The following is a 17,916-nucleotide window of genomic DNA, read 5'->3' as shown; positions in this document are numbered from 1 at the left end:
TTATGACAAGAGAAGAAAAATCAAAAGTAATAAAAGATTTAACTGCCCAGTTAGCTGATACTTCAACTATCTATATTGCAGATATCTCAGGTTTAGATGCCGGAACAACCTCTAATTTACGTAGAGCTTGTTTTAAAGCTAATGTACAACTTGCGGTAGTTAAGAATACGTTACTAACTAAAGCAATGGAGGCTTCAGATAAAGATTTTGGAGAACTTCCTGCCACTTTAAAAGGTAACACCTCTATTATGATTGCTGAAACTGGTAATGCTCCAGCTAAAGTAATCAAGGAATTTAGAAAGAAAAACGAAAAACCGATTCTTAAGGGAGCTTTTATAGACGAAGCTATCTATGTTGGAGACGAGTATTTAGAAGCTCTTTCTAACATTAAATCTAAAGAAGAGGTTGTTGGGGATATCATTGGATTGTTACAATCTCCTGCTAAAAATGTTGTTTCGGCACTTAAATCTAGTGGTGGAAAAATCGCAGGAATCCTTAAAACTCTTTCTGAAAAAGAGGACTAGTATAGTACGCACTTTTTAATAAATATAACTTTTACAAAAATTTTAAAACGATAGAAAATGGCAGATTTAAAAGAATTCGCAGAACAGTTAGTTAACTTAACAGTTAAGGAAGTTAATGAGTTAGCTGATATATTAAAAGAAGAATATGGTATTGAGCCTGCTGCTGCAGCTGTAGCGGTTGCTGGTGGTGCTGCCGGTGGCGGTGAAGAAGCTGCTGAAGAGCAAACAGAGTTTGATGTAATTCTTAACGCTCCAGGAGGATCTAAATTAGCAGTAGTTAAATTAGTAAAAGAACTTACTGGTTTAGGTCTTAAAGATGCTAAAGCATTGGTAGATGGTGCGCCAGCTCCAGTTAAAGAAGGAGTTGCTAAAGATGAAGCAGAAGCTTTAAAATCTCAATTAGAAGAAGCAGGAGCTGAGGTTGAGCTTAAATAAGCTTGACGAGAGCAATATTATTTAGGTTTAGACCTCAGGATACGCTCCTGAAGGTCTAAACCCTTTTTGCGTATATAGAGCTTAGGCTTTTTATCGCACCATTTTTTATATAAATTATAATCCGTCCATTGATGTTAGCAAAGCAAACTGAAAGATTGAGTTTCTCTTCTGTAAAGAACAGACCTGACTATCCTGACTTTTTGGATATCCAGATCAAGTCTTTTCAGGATTTCTTTCAATTAGAAACAAAATCAGAAGAGCGGGGAAATGAAGGTCTTTACAATACCTTCCTTGAAAATTTCCCAATTACGGATACCCGTAACCAATTTGTATTAGAATTTTTAGATTATTTCGTAGATCCACCACGATATTCTATTCAAGAGTGTATCGAACGTGGTCTTACCTATAGCGTGCCTTTAAAAGCTAGGCTTAAGCTATATTGTACAGATCCCGAGCATGAGGATTTTGAAACTATCGTTCAGGATGTTTACTTAGGAACTATTCCTTATATGACGCCTAGTGGAACGTTTTGCATTAATGGAGCAGAACGTGTTGTTGTATCTCAGCTTCACCGTTCTCCAGGAGTATTCTTTGGACAATCATTCCATGCAAATGGAACTAAATTATATTCTGCCAGAGTAATTCCTTTTAAAGGTTCCTGGATAGAATTTGCTACTGATATCAATAGCGTTATGTACGCTTATATTGATAGAAAGAAAAAATTACCTGTAACAACTCTTTTCCGCGCAATTGGATTTGAGCGCGATAAGGATATTTTAGAAATCTTTGATCTTGCAGAAGAAGTTAAGGTTTCTAAAACAGGACTTAAAAAAGTTTTAGGTAGAAAATTAGCAGCTCGTGTTCTTAATACATGGTATGAGGATTTCGTAGATGAAGATACTGGAGAAGTTGTATCTATAGAACGTAACGAGATTGTTTTAGATCGTGATACTGAACTCGACAAAGATCATATTGAAGAGATTCTTGAAACAGGAACTAAAACAATTCTTCTTCACAAAGAAGATAATTCTACCGGTGATTATGCAATAATTCATAATACACTTCAAAAAGATCCAACAAACTCTGAAAAAGAGGCTGTTGAGCATATTTATCGTCAGCTACGTAATGCTGAACCGCCAGATGAGGAAACTGCTCGTGGAATTATCGACAAGCTTTTCTTCTCAGACCAACGTTATAGTCTTGGTGAAGTAGGACGTTATAGAATGAATAAAAAGCTTGGTCTTGATATCGGTATGGATAAGCAGGTGCTTACCAAAGAAGATATCATTACCATTATAAAATATTTAATTGAGTTAATTAACTCTAAAGCAGAGATCGATGATATCGATCACCTGTCTAACCGTCGTGTTAGAACTGTTGGAGAGCAATTATCTCAACAATTTGGAGTTGGTTTAGCACGTATGGCTCGTACCATTCGTGAACGAATGAATGTTAGAGATAATGAGGTATTTACACCTATAGATCTTATTAACGCGAAGACGCTGTCTTCAGTGATTAATTCATTTTTCGGTACAAATCAGCTTTCTCAGTTTATGGATCAAACAAATCCACTAGCTGAGATTACTCATAAGCGTCGTCTTTCTGCATTAGGACCTGGTGGTCTTTCTAGAGAGCGTGCTGGTTTTGAGGTACGTGATGTTCACTACACTCACTACGGAAGATTATGTCCTATTGAAACTCCAGAAGGACCTAACATTGGTCTTATTTCTTCTCTTTCTGTATATTCGAAAGTAAATGGAATGGGATTCATTGAAACTCCTTATAGGAAAGTTTCAGAAGGACAAATCAATATTTCAGAAGAGCCGATTTATCTAAGTGCAGAAGAGGAAGAAGGAAAAATGATTGCTCAGGCAAACATTCCTACGACAGATGATGGCACAATAGACACAGATAAGGTAATTGCTCGTATGGAGGGTGACTTCCCGGTAGTAGATCCTAAAGAGGTTCATTATACCGATGTTGCTCCTAACCAGATTTCGTCAATTTCGGCTTCATTGATTCCGTTCTTGGAGCATGATGATGCCAACCGTGCATTAATGGGATCTAACATGATGCGTCAGGCAGTGCCGTTGTTAAGTGCAGATTCTCCTATTGTAGGAACTGGATTAGAAAGACAGGTAGCTACAGATTCGCGAGTATTGATTAATGCTGAAGGAGAGGGTGAAGTAGAATATGTAGACGCTCAGAAAATTACTATTAAGTACGATCGTACGGAAGAAGATAGAATGGTTAGTTTTGATTCAGATTCTAAAACATATAATCTTATTAAATTCCGTAAAACAAACCAAGGTAGTTCTATTAACCTGAAGCCAATTGTGAGCGTTGGGGATAGAGTAACTAAAGGACAGGTATTATGTCAGGGTTATGCAACCGATAAAGGTGAATTAGCACTTGGACGTAATATGAAAGTGGCCTTTATGCCTTGGAAAGGGTATAACTTTGAGGATGCAATTGTAATTTCAGAGAAAGTTGTAAGAGATGATATCTTTACTTCAATTCATATCGATGAGTACTCACTAGAAGTTCGTGATACTAAATTAGGTAACGAAGAACTTACTAATGATATTCCAAACGTTTCAGAAGATGCTACTAAGGATCTTGATGAGCATGGTATGATCAGAGTAGGTGCTGAAGTTAAGCCAGGAGATATTCTTATTGGTAAAATTACTCCTAAAGGGGAAAGTGATCCAACACCAGAAGAAAAACTTCTTAGAGCGATTTTCGGAGATAAAGCAGGAGATGTTAAGGATGCTTCATTAAAAGCTTCACCATCATTAAGTGGTGTTGTAATTAATAAGAAGTTGTTTGCTCGTGCAATTAAAGATAAGCGCAAGAGAGCACAAGATAAAGAAGACGTTGCTGTTTTAGAAAAGAAATACGAAGCTAAGTTTGCAGTACTTAAGTCAAATTTAATTGATAAGTTATTTGCAATCGTAGGTGGAAAAACAGCTCAGGGTGTTCAAAATGATTTAGGTGAAGAGGTATTACCAAAAGGTAAGAAGTATACATTAAAGATGTTAAACTCTGTAGATGATTATGCTCACCTTACTCAGGGTACCTGGACAACAGATGATCATACTAATGCACTTGTAGCAGATCTTCTTCATAATTATAAAATTAAGGAGAACGATCTTCAGGGTAACCTAAGAAGAGAGAAGTTTACCATTTCTGTAGGAGATGAGCTTCCTTCTGGAATCTTAAAACTTGCTAAAGTTTATATTGCTAAAAAACGTAAGCTTAAAGTAGGGGATAAAATGGCAGGACGTCACGGTAACAAAGGTATTGTTGCTCGTATCGTTCGTCAGGAAGACATGCCATTCTTAGATGATGGAACACCAGTAGATATTGTATTGAATCCACTTGGGGTACCTTCTCGTATGAACATCGGTCAGATTTATGAAACTGTTCTTGGATGGGCTGGTCAGAAATTAGGTAAAAAGTATGCAACACCAATTTTTGATGGGGCATCTTTAGACCAGATCAATGAGCTTACAGATGAAGCTGGCATTCCTAGATTTGGACATACTTATTTATTTGATGGTGGTACAGGACAACGTTTTGATCAGAGAGCTACCGTAGGTGTTATCTACATGCTTAAGCTAGGTCACATGATCGACGATAAGATGCACGCACGTTCTATTGGACCGTACTCTCTTATTACTCAGCAGCCACTTGGTGGTAAGGCTCAGTTTGGAGGTCAGCGTTTTGGTGAGATGGAGGTTTGGGCTCTTGAGGCATATGGTGCATCAAGTACGCTACGTGAAATCTTAACCGTAAAATCTGATGACGTGATAGGAAGGGCTAAAACTTACGAAAGTATTGTAAAAGGAGAGCCTATGCCAGAACCAGGATTGCCAGAATCTTTCAATGTATTGATGCATGAGTTGAAAGGTCTTGGACTGGATTTAAAATTAGAAGAATAAAACACTGTTTATCGGAGCGGGCATACCGCTCCGGTTTTCAGGATTTTCACAATAATTAGATAGCAGCATTTATTATGGCTAGAAATAATGATAAGAATACAGTACAGAGATTTAATAAAATCTCTATCGGTTTAGCTTCTCCTGAGTCTATCCTCGCAGAGTCTCGTGGTGAAGTTCTTAAACCGGAAACTATCAATTATCGTACGCACAAACCCGAGCGTGACGGATTGTTCTGTGAGCGTATTTTTGGTCCTGTAAAGGATTACGAATGTGCCTGTGGAAAATATAAGAGAATACGTTACAAAGGGATCGTTTGTGACCGTTGTGGTGTAGAGGTAACAGAGAAGAAAGTACGTAGAGACCGTGTTGGGCACATTAATTTGGTAGTTCCTGTAGCTCATATCTGGTATTTCCGTTCTTTACCAAATAAAATTGGTTATTTACTAGGTCTTCCTTCTAAGAAATTAGATATGATTATTTACTACGAGAGATACGTAGTAATTCAGGCTGGTAATGCCAAAAATGAGGATGGAGAGCCTTTAAAGAAAATGGATTTCCTAACTGAAGAAGAGTATCTTAATATTCTAGATGAACTTCCTCAGGAAAATCAATATTTAGAAGATAGCGACCCAACTAAGTTTATCGCTAAGATGGGAGCTGAATGTCTTATCGAAATTCTTAAGAGAATAGATCTTAATGAACTTTCTTACGAATTAAGACACAAAGCAAATAACGAAACTTCTAAGCAACGTAAGACGGAAGCTTTAAAACGTCTTCAGGTTGTAGAAGCACTTCGTGATGCAAATAAAAACCGTGAGAATCTACCGGAATGGATGATTATGAAAGTAATCCCGGTAATTCCACCAGAATTAAGACCTCTTGTACCTTTAGATGGTGGTCGTTTCGCTACTTCAGATCTTAATGATCTTTATAGAAGGGTGATTATTCGTAACAACCGTTTGAAGCGTTTGATGGAAATTAAAGCTCCAGAAGTTATTTTACGTAACGAAAAACGTATGCTTCAGGAGTCTGTAGATTCATTATTCGATAATACAAGAAAGTCTTCTGCAGTAAAAACTGATTCCAACCGTCCACTTAAATCGCTTTCGGATTCATTGAAAGGTAAACAGGGACGTTTCCGTCAAAACTTACTTGGTAAGCGTGTGGATTATTCAGCACGTTCGGTAATCGTTGTAGGACCAGAACTTAAAATGTTCGAGTGTGGTCTTCCAAAGAATATGGCGGCAGAACTTTACAAGCCTTTCGTAATTAGAAAACTAATCGAAAGAGGAATTGTAAAAACTGTAAAATCTGCGAAAAAGATTATAGATAAAAAAGAGCCGGTAGTATGGGATATCTTAGAGAACGTTCTTAAAGGACATCCAATATTACTAAACCGTGCTCCTACGCTTCACCGTCTAGGTATTCAGGCATTCCAGCCTAAATTGATCGAAGGTAAAGCGATACAGTTACACCCATTAGCATGTACGGCATTTAACGCCGATTTTGATGGGGATCAAATGGCGGTTCACTTACCATTAGGACCAGAGGCAATTTTAGAGGCGCAACTATTAATGTTAGCTTCTCACAATATCCTTAACCCTGCAAATGGTTCGCCAATTACAGTACCTTCTCAGGATATGGTTCTTGGTCTTTATTATATGACCAAGCTTAAGCGATCTACAGAAGAAGAAGTTGTTTTAGGTGAAGGATTAACATTCTATTCTGCTGAAGAAGTAGTTATTGCTTATAACCAGAATAGAGTAGATCTTAACGCTCCGATTAAAATTAGAGCTAAAGATTATAATGAAGAAGGAAAACTTGTTTACCAAATTATCGAATCTACTGTAGGTAGAGTTTTATTTAATGAAACTGTACCAGAAGTAGCTGGATATATTAACGAGGTACTTACTAAAAAATCTCTTCGTGAGATTATTGGTAATATTCTTAAAATGACTAGTGTTCCTGAAACTTCAGAATTCCTTGACGAGATTAAGTCTCTTGGATATGGATTTGCATTCCGTGGTGGATTGTCTTTCAGCTTAGGTGATATTATTATACCAGCTGAGAAACAAACAATGATCGATGAAGCGAATGAGCAGGTAGAAGGAATTATTGGTAACTATAACATGGGTCTTATTACCAATAACGAGCGTTACAATCAGGTTATTGATATCTGGACATCTACCAATGCTGGTCTTACTGAATTAGCAATGAAGCGAATTCGTGAAGATAAGCAAGGGTTTAACTCGGTGTTTATGATGCTTGATTCTGGTGCTCGTGGATCTAAAGAGCAGATTCGTCAGCTTACCGGTATGCGTGGTCTTATGGCCAAGCCTAAGAAATCTAACTCTGGTGGAGGTGAAATTATTGAAAATCCGATTCTTTCTAACTTTAAAGAGGGTCTTTCAATTCTTGAGTACTTTATTTCTACTCACGGTGCTCGTAAAGGTCTTGCGGATACGGCTCTTAAAACTGCCGATGCAGGTTACCTAACACGTCGTTTGGTTGATGTTTCTCAGGATGTTATTGTAAATGAAGAAGACTGTGGAACATTAAGAGGTGTAGAAGTTAAGCCACTTAAAAAGAACGAAGAGATTGTAGAATCTCTTGGAGAAAGAATTTTAGGTCGTATTTCTTTAAATGATGTTTATAATCCAAGTACCGAGGAGCTAATCGTTGAGTCTGGAGCAGAAATTACAGAAGACATTGTTAAGACAATAGAAAACGCACCTATAGAAAGCGTAGAAGTACGTTCTCCACTTACCTGTGAAGCTAAAAAAGGTATTTGTGTTAACTGTTACGGTCGTAACCTTGCTACAAACAAACTTGTACAAAGAGGTGAAGCTGTAGGTGTTGTTGCTGCTCAGTCTATTGGAGAGCCAGGAACACAGCTAACGCTACGTACTTTCCACGTTGGGGGTATTGCAGGAAACATTTCAGAAGAAAACAAACTTATTACTAAGTTTAGTGGTATTGCTGAAATTGATGATCTTAAAGTAGTAAAAGGAGAGGCTCCTGATGGTAGCACTTCAGATATTGTAATTTCACGTACAGCGGAAATTAAGGTTAAGGATAAGAAGACAGGTGTTGTTCTGAGTACAAACAATATTCCTTACGGTTCTGAAATCTTTATTGAAAATGGTGTTGAAATAGATGAAGGAACTACAGTATGTCAGTGGGATCCATATAATGGTGTTATTATCTCTGAATTTGCTGGTAAGATCAAATATGAAAATATAGATCAAGGTGTAACTTATCAAGTTGAAATAGATGAGCAAACAGGATTCCAGGAAAAAGTAATTTCTGAATCTCGTAATAAAAAGCTTATTCCAACCTTGCATATCTTAGGTAAGAAAGACGAAGTGATTCGTTCTTATAACTTACCTGTAGGTGCTCACCTTATGGTTGATAATGCAGAAAAAATTGGTGTTGGTAAGATTTTGGTTAAGATTCCTCGTAAATCATCTAAAGCAGGTGATATTACTGGTGGTCTTCCAAGGGTAACAGAGCTTTTCGAAGCACGTAACCCATCTAATCCGGCAGTAGTTAGTGCTATTGATGGTGTGGTTTCTTTTGGTAAGATAAAACGTGGTAACCGTGAAATTATCGTTGAGTCTAAACTTGGTGAGGTTAAAAAGTATTTAGTAAAACTTTCTAACCAGATCCTAGTGCAGGAAAATGATTACGTTCGTGCAGGTATGCCATTATCCGATGGATCAATCACTCCGGAAGATATTTTGAATATTAAAGGGCCAAACGCAGTACAACAATATCTTGTTAACGAAGTACAGGAAGTTTATAGATTACAAGGGGTAAAGATTAACGATAAGCACTTTGAGGTAGTAGTACGTCAAATGATGCGTAAAGTAAGAATCGTTGATCCAGGAGATACTATTTTCCTAGAAAACCAACTTGTTCATAAATCTGACTTTATTGAAGAGAACGATAAAATCTTCGGAATGAAAGTTATCGAAGATGCTGGTGAATCTGAAAACTTGAAACCAGGACAAATCGTATCTTTAAGAGAGCTTAGAGATGAGAATTCAACACTTAGAAGAGAAGATAAGAATCTGGCTACCGCTAGAGACGTTGTTTCAGCAACTGCAACACCGGTTCTACAAGGTATTACCAGAGCGTCACTTCAAACTAAGTCGTTTATTTCTGCGGCATCCTTCCAGGAAACAACTAAAGTATTGAACGAAGCTGCGGTAAGCGGTAAGATCGATTCTCTAGAAGGTCTTAAGGAAAATGTAATTGTAGGGCATAGAATTCCTGCAGGTACAGGTATGCGTAAATACGATAGCATCATAGTTGGTTCTAAAGAAGAATTCGACGAAATGCTAGAGAAAAAGCAAGAAGTAAACTATAATTAAAAACGAAGTTCTGAAAACGAACATACGTGATAAATAGTAAAATCCCGTCCTGAGAAATTCAGTGACGGGATTTTTTGTATTTTTAAATAATATAAAGTGATAGTGCTTAAGAAGACGTTTTACATCAAATGCTTTTTATCCAACTATCGCACCGAATTCAATCTGTACGATTGAGCTAAAAAAATAAACATGAGTGAAGAAAAGAAGCCAAAACAGGGACAAATTAATATTGAACTGGATGAAGCAGTTGCAGAGGGAACCTATTCTAACCTTGCGATTATAAACCATTCGGTTTCAGAATTTGTTGTGGATTTTGTAAATATCATGCCTGGTAAACCGAAAAGCAAAGTAAAAAGCAGAATTATACTTACGCCACAGCACGCTAAACGATTTTTAAAAGCTTTAGCTGATAATGTTGAGCGTTTCGAAAAACAACATGGCGAAATAAAAGATTACGAGAAAACACCAATTCCTATGAATTTTGGTCCTACAGGACAAGCTTAATAAGCTCGCTAGTATAATTTAAACCCACGGTATATGCCGTGGGTTTTTCTTTTTTACGTTAGTACCTGATATTTGCTTAACTTTAGAAATACTTAAAAGTTATTCCATTTTTAAACATATTTTATGACCGATCAAAATTCACAATCTCAACCAACCAAAAGAATAGCAGCAGTCGATCTTGGTACGAATTCATTTCATGCAGTTTTAGTGGACATTTATCCTGATGGCAGTTTTCGCACGGTTAATAAGCTGAAAGCAATGGTCAGCCTTGCAGAGAAAGGTATGGAAGATCGATTAAGTAGAGAGGCAATGGATCGTGGATTAGAAGCCTTAAGTCATATTAAGTTTTTATGTGACAGTCATAACGTAGAACAAATTTTGGCGTATGCAACCAGCGCCATCAGAGAAGCCAAAAATGGAGGGGACTTTATTAAGGAAGTGGCAGACGAAGTAGGAATAATTGTTCGAGCCATATCTGGTAAAATGGAGGCAGAAATGATTGGTTTAGCTATTAAGCACAGTGTTGTTATCGAGGAAGAAATGGTTTTGATGGCCGACATTGGTGGCGGTAGTGTTGAATTTATTATTGGAAATCAAGATGAGTTTATCTATTACAATAGTCTGAAACTGGGAGTCGCAAGAATGGCGGCCGCTTTTATCGATTCAGATCCAATCGAAAAAAAGACTATCGAGAAATTAGAAGCACATTTTAAAAAAGAATTAGCTGAAGTATTACGTCTGGCCAAAAAGCATAATGTAAAAACCATCATTGGTTCTTCTGGTACAATGGAAAATATTGCAGAAATGGTCGCAAAGCGTAATGATATTACTGCGAAAAGAACACTTAACGAGCTAAGTTTCCAATCGGAGTCTTTTCTAGATTTATATCATGATTTTATCAAACTAGATAAAAAAGGAAGATTAAAAGAGAAGGGCTTAGAAGAAAAGAGAGTTGATATTATTAATCCCGGTATGGTTTTATTGAAATTTTTAATAGAACAATTTTCTATCCAAAATATTAAAATTTCTGAAGGAGCCTTGCGAGAGGGAATGATTTTAAATTATATCGATAAGAAGAAGGATGAGCTTCATCTAGATTTAGTGGCAAGTTTTGAAGACCCTCGGCGCCGAAGTGTTTTTGAGTTATTACGAAAATGTAATTGGGCAAAAGAGCATTCTCAACACGTCGCCAAATTTGCATTACAGCTTTTCGATGAATTTCAGGCAGATCTTAATTTAGAACAAAGCGATCGAGAACTGTTGGAATATGCAAGTTTGATGCATGATATTGGATATTATATTTCTCATAGAAAACATCATAAACATGCGCTCTATTTAATCCGATATTCCGATTTACTTGGGTTTACAGAAGATGAAATTAATATCATGGCTAATGTAGCACGTTACCACCGAAAATCCGCTCCAAAAAAAGGGCACAAACCCTATAAAAAATTAGATAAGAAATTAAGAAAGAGGGTTAAAAAACTCGCTGCTATAATTAGGGTTGCAGATGGTCTGGATAGAAGCCACTATCAAAATGTTCAGAATCTAGCGGTTGAACATACTGCGGAAAAAATCAATCTAGTTATCACTACTCACAGCGATCCAGAATTAGAAATATGGGGTGCTATGCGTAAAACTGCTTTATTGGAAGAGTTAACCGGAAAGAAAGTAGATGTATTTCCCAAATCTGAGAATTAAAAGTTATCCGTATTTTTTAAAATATAACTTAGCTTGTTTCATTACTCGTGGTGCTAATATCAACGTTGAAATCATGGTTGGTATCGCCATTAGCGCAAAGAAACCATCAATTATATTCAGTATAATACTTTGCTCTGTGGTTGCACCAAGCATAATACTGATAATGTAAAAATAATTGTACCAGTGCTTGTGTTTCGCGCCAACAAGAAACGACAGACATTTTGTTCCGTAGTAAGAATATGAGAATAAAGAGGAAATACTAAAAGCTGCGATACATATTAAAAGCAAATATGGTCCGACACCAGGAATGGAATCTCCAAAAGCCTTTGCCGTTAAAGCAACGCCACTTGCTTCGCTGGTTTGCCAAACTCCGGTCACCAAAATTGTAAGAGCGGTAAGTGTACAAACAATTAACGTATCAATTGCTGGTCCTAACATGGCAACAAGACCTTCGCGAATGGGCTGGGATGTTTTACTAGCACCGTGAGCCATTGTAGCGGTGCCAATACCAGCTTCGTTAGAAAAAGCTCCCCTTCGTATTCCTAATAGAATTAAACCGCCTAAGAGTCCGCCAAAAAGCGGATCGCCCTGATAATTATCTGCTGCAAAGGCATCTGTAAAAATTAAAGAAAGATACTGCGGAAGCTGTTCAAAATTTATCGCTAAAATTGCCACTACAGAAATAAAATATAAGACTACCATCGCAGGCACAAGTTTAGAAACTGTACGACTAATGCGATACAACCCACCTAATACCACAACAGAAGTTATGATAGTTAGAATAACGCCAATGGTAATATTAGAAACATTACCGGTCTCAATCCCATTGGGTTCTAATAGAATAAAGTTAATGGCTTTTGTAAGCTGATTTACATTGAAAATAGGTAGTGCGCCAATCAGTCCGGCTACACTAAAAAATATGGCTAAAAACTTCCAATTTCGGCCTAAGCCTTCAGTAATAAAATACATTACGCCACCCTGAATTTTCCCTTCAGAATCTTTGCCGCGATACATCACCGCCAATGTATTAGTGAAAAACTTAGTTCCCATTCCAACAACAGCACTAACCCATAACCAAAAAACGGCACCGGGACCACCAACTGCAATAGCAACAGCGACACCAGCGATATTTCCCATACCAACGGTACTACTCAAAGCTGTGGCTAAAGCCTGGAAATGACTAATTTCTCCAGGATCATTTGGATCGTCATATTTTCCCTTTAGAAGATCTATAGAATGCCCCAGATATCTAAATGGAAGAAATTTGGAATAAATCAATAAAAAAATTCCTCCACCAATAAGTAAGATCACTAAAGGCAATCCCCATACGGCAGAGGCAAAATCTGCGACGAACTTGTCGATACTTTCCATAGTTCAGCTTTATGCTGAAAATATAGTAAATAAACAGCTATTCTTAGTCTTTTCAGCTTAAGTTTATAGCTAGTTTATGCTATAATATTTCAGTATATCCTGAAATTGAATTACTTAAAATTCCGAAGTAAAATGGAATTTAATAGACGGATATTTTTGCTGCGTCATCTGTAGCGAAAATTGGGAGTCGGCTAAAAATACCAACTGGCCTTGTTTGTCTTTCGCTAAAAATTTAGATTTTACACGCTTAAAGTCTTTAAACTCTTCGCTCTTTTCATCTTCAGCTTCTACCCAGGTTGCTTTAAATACGTTCAGGTTTTCGTAAGTACACTTCGCACCATATTCGTGCTCCAAACGATATTGAATAACCTCAAACTGTAATGCACCAACGGTACCAATTACTTTACGACCATTAAACTCAAGCGTAAATAACTGGGCAACACCTTCGTCCATCAATTGATCAACGCCTTTTTCCAATTGCTTAGATTTCATAGGATCGGCATTGTTAATATACCTAAAATGCTCTGGTGAGAAACTAGGAATTCCGCGGTAATTCAGGTTTTCTCCTTCAGTTAAAGTATCACCAATTTTAAAGTTTCCGGTATCATGTAATCCAACAATATCACCGGCATAAGAAGTATCTACAATCTCTTTCTTTTCAGCAAAAAAAGCATTCGGACTCGAAAATTTCAGGTTTTTATTATGGCGAACGTGGAGGTAGTTTTTATTTCTTTCGAACTTTCCAGATACGATTTTAATAAATGCTAGGCGGTCACGATGCTTAGGATCCATATTGGCATGGATTTTAAAAACAAAGCCTGTAAATTTATCCTCGGCAGGTTCTACTATACGAGTATCACTTTCTTTTGGTCTTGGTGGTGGCGCAATATCGATAAAGCAATCCAGCAATTCGCGCACTCCAAAATTATTTAAAGCTGAACCAAAAAATACCGGTTGTAAACGGCCTTCCAGGTAGGCCTTGTTATCAAACTTAGGATAAACACCCTGTGCTAGTTCTAATTCCTCACGAAGCTCATCTGCGGAATCAGTACCAATTAGATCATCTAATTCTGAAGAACTTAGATCTGAAATTTCGATAGTATCTTCGATATCTTTTCTAGGATCTCCTGTAAAAAGATTGACATTTTTCTCCCAAATATTGTAAATCCCTTTAAAATCATACCCCATACCAATAGGATAGGAAAGTGGCGTTACGGTAAGATTTAATTTTTGTTCGATTTCATCTAAAAGCTCAAAAGCATCTTTACCTTCACGATCCATTTTATTGATAAAAACGATCATGGGAATGTTACGCATTCGGCAAACTTCAACTAGTTTTTCAGTCTGTTCCTCAACCCCTTTTGCTACATCGATAACTACAATTACGCTATCTACTGCTGTTAAGGTTCTAAAAGTATCTTCAGCAAAATCTTTGTGACCGGGAGTATCCAGAATATTAATCTTAATATCTTTATATTCGAATGCCAAAACCGAAGTAGCTACAGAAATTCCACGCTGGCGTTCAATTTCCATAAAGTCACTCGTTGCTCCTTTTTTGATTTTGTTAGATTTTACAGCACCCGCCTCCTGAATAGCACCTCCAAAAAGAAGGAGTTTTTCTGTAAGCGTTGTCTTACCCGCATCAGGGTGAGAGATAATACCAAAGGTTCTTCTGCGTCTTAGTTCTTTCTGAAAAGTTTTCATCTACCGATATTTGTGGCGCAAAAATACTATTATTTTAAGGAATTTTAAACATGCCTTATGTTTAGTATTTGAAGCTTAATGATTAATATTGATTTTTAGCTGTAGAAATAGGCATTTTTAAGATGAGCACTATTTTGTACATTTGGAGATCTAAATTTTATGATGGGAACAGATCAAGTAATTTTAGTTAACGAGAAAGACGAGCAAATCGGCTTGATGGAAAAAATTGAAGCGCACGAAAAAGCGCTCTTACATCGGGCATTTTCGGTTTTTGTATTCAATAAAGAAGGGAAGCTTATGTTGCAACAGCGTGCATTAACCAAATACCATACACCGGGACTTTGGACAAACACCTGTTGTAGCCACCAACGTGAAGGCGAATCTAATGTAGAGGCAGGCAAACGTAGGTTGATGGAAGAAATGGGTTTTAGTACCGATCTTAAAGATACCATATCTTTTATTTATAAAGCACCTTTTGAAAACGGCTTAACCGAACATGAGTTTGATCATATTCTGGTAGGACATTTTGATGAAAATCCAAAACCTAATCCTGATGAAGTACACGCTTGGAAATGGGTAAGCCTGGAAGAGGTAAAGGAAGATATGAAGGTAAATCCCGGGGTTTATACCGAATGGTTTAAGATCATATTCGATAAATATTATAATCATATTTCGTAATGAGATTAACTGTAAACAGAAAAGCTCATTTTAACGCGGCACACCGATTGTATAAAAAAGAGTGGAGCGACCAGAAGAACTTTGATGTATTTGGGAAGTGTAGTAATCCAAACTATCACGGGCATAACTACGAACTTACCGTTTCGGTAACCGGTGAAATAGATCCGGAAACTGGTTTTGTAATGGATTTAAAACGATTAAAAGATCTTATTTATACGGAAGTAGAAACTCCTTTTGATCATAAAAATCTAAATGTTGAGGTTGAAGAATTTAAAAGTTTAAATCCAACTGCTGAAAATATCGCTGTAGTGATCTGGAATAAATTAAGAGATAAGCTACGAGAAAATTTAGACCTTCAGGTAACTTTGTACGAAACGCCACGCAATTTTGTGACTTATAAAGGCGAATAAATTTTTAGATTATAATCTGAACGAAGTTAAGGCCATAATTTTTTTGAAAAAAAAATCCAGAAAAGTGTTTTTATATTCGGAAAATGAATTAAATTCGCAGCCGAAATTATAAGATATGGCAAGTAAAAGATTACTTAAGCGGGACGCGAATAATGTATTCGGTGATATTATTGAAGCTGCATACATCCATCAGGAAACAACTCCTGAAGATTCTGCAAAAACTGAAGCCATAGTGGACGAAGCTATCGCAGATTTTGACGAAATTATCGCTGAGATCAACAAGAAAGATGTTGAAAATAAAAAACAACATTTTAAAGCAGTTCAAAAAGATTTGAAAGTAAAAGCTGAAAAGCTTGTTGGAAAAATAAATGCTCTTTAATTAGAGTGACGCCGATGTAGCTCAGCTGGCTAGAGCAGCTGATTTGTAATCAGCAGGTCGTGGGTTCGAGTCCCTCCATCGGCTCAGAATAAAAAAACCTCCTTAGAATTTCTAAGGAGGTTTTTTGTTTTTATATACTTTGTAAATTAAGATTCAAGATTCAAGATTCAAGATTCAAGATTCAAGATTCAAGATTCAAGATTCAAGTCCATATTCTATTATTTAAAATTTAATTTTCACTACTCACTATTCACAACCAATTAATGCAAGGCATCCAATTCTAGCAGCTTAGACGTTTTTCGCTGAATTTCTCTAAATTCCTCTTTATTGTCTTCTGAAATTTCTCTGTTCCAGAAAGGGATCATTTCGTCCAACTTCGCTTTTACAGGTTCTTGTTCTAATTTTTCAGGAAAAGCGATCTTCAAAATATCTATCATTATGTGAACTGTAGTTGAAGCTCCCGGGGAAGCTCCTAAAAGGGCTGTAATCCTTCCATCTTTAGAATGTACCACATCGGTACCAAATTCAAGTGTTCCGCCTTGTTCTTCATCCTTTTTAATGATTTGAACTCTTTGTCCGGCTACTTTCAATTCCCATTCATCCGATTTAGCATTTTTTACAAAATTCCGTAGCTCGTCCATTCGATCTTCATGATCCATCTGGATTTGCCCAAGTAAATATTTAGTAAGTGGTATATTGTGCCAAAAAACGCCCCACATCGATGGAATGTTGGTGAAATTGATCGATTTAGGTAAGTCTAAATAGGAGCCTTCTTTTAAAAACTTAGTGCTAAAACCTGCAAAAGGACCAAATAATAACTGTTTTTTGCCATCAATATAACGGGTATCTAAATGTGGTGTAGACATTGGTGGCGCATCTGGGCCAGCCTTACTATACACTTTAGCATCGTGCTTCTCAATTACGTCCTGATTTTTACAAAACAACCATTGGCCGCTTACAGGAAAACCACCATAGCCTTCTTTTTCTTCGATCTCTACTTTTTGCAGCAAAGGCAAAGCTCCACCGCCAGCGCCTATAAATACGTGTTTGCTGTCGTAATAGGTTTTATACCCCGTTTTATTATACTTAGCTTCTATAAGCCATTCGTCTTTTGTGTAAGGATCGATATCTAAAACATCATGATCTAAAAGAATAGGAACTTTATATTCTTCTTCTAAGATTCTAAAAAATTGCTCGGTTAAATTACCAAAATTAACACCGGTTCCCAGTTCCATTCGCGTTCCCGCCACAGGTTCGTCAATATTACGACCTTCCATAATTAGCGGAAACCATTTTTCTAAATCTTCAGGTTTTTCAGAAAATTTCATTTCTTCAAACATGAAGCTTTTGGTCATTTCAGCATGTCTTTTTTTGAGAAAATCAACATTGTCTTGTCCCGTCACCCAGCTATGATGTGGCGAGGAGTGAATAAAGCTTTTAGGCTTTTTTAGCAACCCTTTTTCTAGTAAGTAAGACCAAAATTGCTTTGATTGCTCATATTGCTGAAAAATTTGCTTGGCTTTAGAAATGTCAATCGAGCCGTCTTCTTTTTCCGGAGTATAATTAAGTTCACAGAATGCAGAATGTCCCGTACCTGAATTATTCCAGGCTTCTGTACTTTCCTGAGCTACTTTTTTAAGACGTTCAAAAATAATAATCTTAGCATCGGGATCGATAATTTTAGTCATAAGTGCTAGCGTCGCACTCATAATTCCGCCACCTACGCAAATAAGATCGTATTTTTCTTTTGGATTTGGTTTAGCAATCATAAAAGCCTTTTTCTCAAATTTAAAGAAAAGGCTAGGGAACAACTACTAAGGTTCTCTTAAAGATTTAATGAGAATGCTACCGATTTTTCAGGCTTGTAGTTAAATTTTAATTCAGCTGTTG

At 36.9% G+C, this 17,916-nt stretch carries 12 protein-coding genes and 1 tRNA gene; 10 read left to right on the top strand and 3 right to left on the bottom strand.

Annotated elements, in window-relative coordinates; genetic code table 11:
- Nucleotides 1-2: 2 nt before the first annotated feature.
- The 6 genes from rplJ to QWY91_RS08840 all read left to right on the top strand — a co-directional run bounded on the left by rplJ (nucleotide 3) and on the right by QWY91_RS08840 (nucleotide 11,484).
- On the top strand, nucleotides 3-524 hold the full coding sequence (gene rplJ / locus QWY91_RS08865; RefSeq protein WP_290233953.1) for a 50S ribosomal protein L10: 522 nt from the start codon (nucleotides 3-5) through the stop codon (nucleotides 522-524).
- A gap of 57 nt (nucleotides 525-581) precedes the next feature.
- The gene (rplL, locus tag QWY91_RS08860; protein WP_290233951.1) at nucleotides 582-959 is read left to right on the top strand and encodes a 50S ribosomal protein L7/L12; all 378 of its coding nucleotides are present in this window, start codon (nucleotides 582-584) and stop codon (nucleotides 957-959) included.
- 131 nt (nucleotides 960-1,090) lie between these two features.
- The gene (rpoB, locus tag QWY91_RS08855; RefSeq protein ID WP_290233950.1) at nucleotides 1,091-4,903 is read left to right on the top strand and encodes a DNA-directed RNA polymerase subunit beta; all 3,813 of its coding nucleotides are present in this window, start codon (nucleotides 1,091-1,093) and stop codon (nucleotides 4,901-4,903) included.
- A gap of 74 nt (nucleotides 4,904-4,977) precedes the next feature.
- Entirely contained in the window at nucleotides 4,978-9,279 is a 4,302-nt protein-coding gene (gene rpoC, locus QWY91_RS08850) for a DNA-directed RNA polymerase subunit beta' (protein ID WP_290233947.1), read from the top strand.
- Nucleotides 9,280-9,468: 189 nt separating this feature from the next.
- On the top strand, nucleotides 9,469-9,783 hold the full coding sequence (locus tag QWY91_RS08845) for a DUF3467 domain-containing protein (protein ID WP_270058889.1): 315 nt from the start codon (nucleotides 9,469-9,471) through the stop codon (nucleotides 9,781-9,783).
- Nucleotides 9,784-9,906: 123 nt separating this feature from the next.
- Complete coding sequence (locus QWY91_RS08840; protein ID WP_290233912.1) at nucleotides 9,907-11,484, top strand: Ppx/GppA phosphatase family protein; 1,578 nt, start codon at nucleotides 9,907-9,909, stop codon at nucleotides 11,482-11,484.
- A 3-nt stretch (nucleotides 11,485-11,487) separates the two neighbouring features.
- On the opposite strand, the gene QWY91_RS08835 is transcribed toward QWY91_RS08840, so the two are convergent.
- Both QWY91_RS08835 and QWY91_RS08830 read right to left on the bottom strand, forming a co-directional pair.
- On the bottom strand, nucleotides 11,488-12,855 hold the full coding sequence (locus QWY91_RS08835) for an alanine/glycine:cation symporter family protein (protein ID WP_290233910.1): 1,368 nt from the start codon (nucleotides 12,853-12,855) through the stop codon (nucleotides 11,488-11,490).
- 114 nt (nucleotides 12,856-12,969) lie between these two features.
- The gene (locus tag QWY91_RS08830; RefSeq protein ID WP_290233907.1) at nucleotides 12,970-14,559 is read right to left on the bottom strand and encodes a peptide chain release factor 3; all 1,590 of its coding nucleotides are present in this window, start codon (nucleotides 14,557-14,559) and stop codon (nucleotides 12,970-12,972) included.
- 162 nt (nucleotides 14,560-14,721) lie between these two features.
- Here QWY91_RS08830 and idi point away from each other — a divergent pair, with 162 nt between their 5' ends.
- The 4 genes from idi to QWY91_RS08810 all read left to right on the top strand — a co-directional run bounded on the left by idi (nucleotide 14,722) and on the right by QWY91_RS08810 (nucleotide 16,110).
- Nucleotides 14,722-15,237 (top strand): isopentenyl-diphosphate Delta-isomerase, encoded by a 516-nt coding sequence (gene idi, locus QWY91_RS08825; RefSeq protein ID WP_290237078.1) that lies wholly within the window; start codon nucleotides 14,722-14,724, stop codon nucleotides 15,235-15,237.
- On the top strand, nucleotides 15,237-15,647 hold the full coding sequence (locus QWY91_RS08820; RefSeq protein WP_290233905.1) for a 6-pyruvoyl trahydropterin synthase family protein: 411 nt from the start codon (nucleotides 15,237-15,239) through the stop codon (nucleotides 15,645-15,647). Before idi ends, QWY91_RS08820 begins: the two co-directional genes overlap by 1 nt.
- 115 nt (nucleotides 15,648-15,762) lie before the next feature.
- Nucleotides 15,763-16,026, top strand: a complete 264-nt coding sequence (locus QWY91_RS08815) for a hypothetical protein (RefSeq protein WP_290233901.1) — start codon at nucleotides 15,763-15,765, stop codon at nucleotides 16,024-16,026.
- Between the two features lie 10 nt (nucleotides 16,027-16,036).
- A tRNA-Thr gene (locus QWY91_RS08810) sits at nucleotides 16,037-16,110 on the top strand.
- A 176-nt stretch (nucleotides 16,111-16,286) separates the two neighbouring features.
- Here the strand turns inward: QWY91_RS08810 and mqo are convergent.
- Nucleotides 16,287-17,795 (bottom strand): malate dehydrogenase (quinone), encoded by a 1,509-nt coding sequence (gene mqo / locus QWY91_RS08805; protein WP_290233899.1) that lies wholly within the window; start codon nucleotides 17,793-17,795, stop codon nucleotides 16,287-16,289.
- Nucleotides 17,796-17,916 lie beyond the last annotated feature (121 nt).

The organism is Zunongwangia endophytica (genome assembly GCF_030409505.1).
Classification (GTDB): domain Bacteria; phylum Bacteroidota; class Bacteroidia; order Flavobacteriales; family Flavobacteriaceae; genus Zunongwangia; species Zunongwangia endophytica.
Note: the sequence above shows the minus strand (reverse complement) of the source record. Positions and strands in the feature narration are given on the sequence as shown.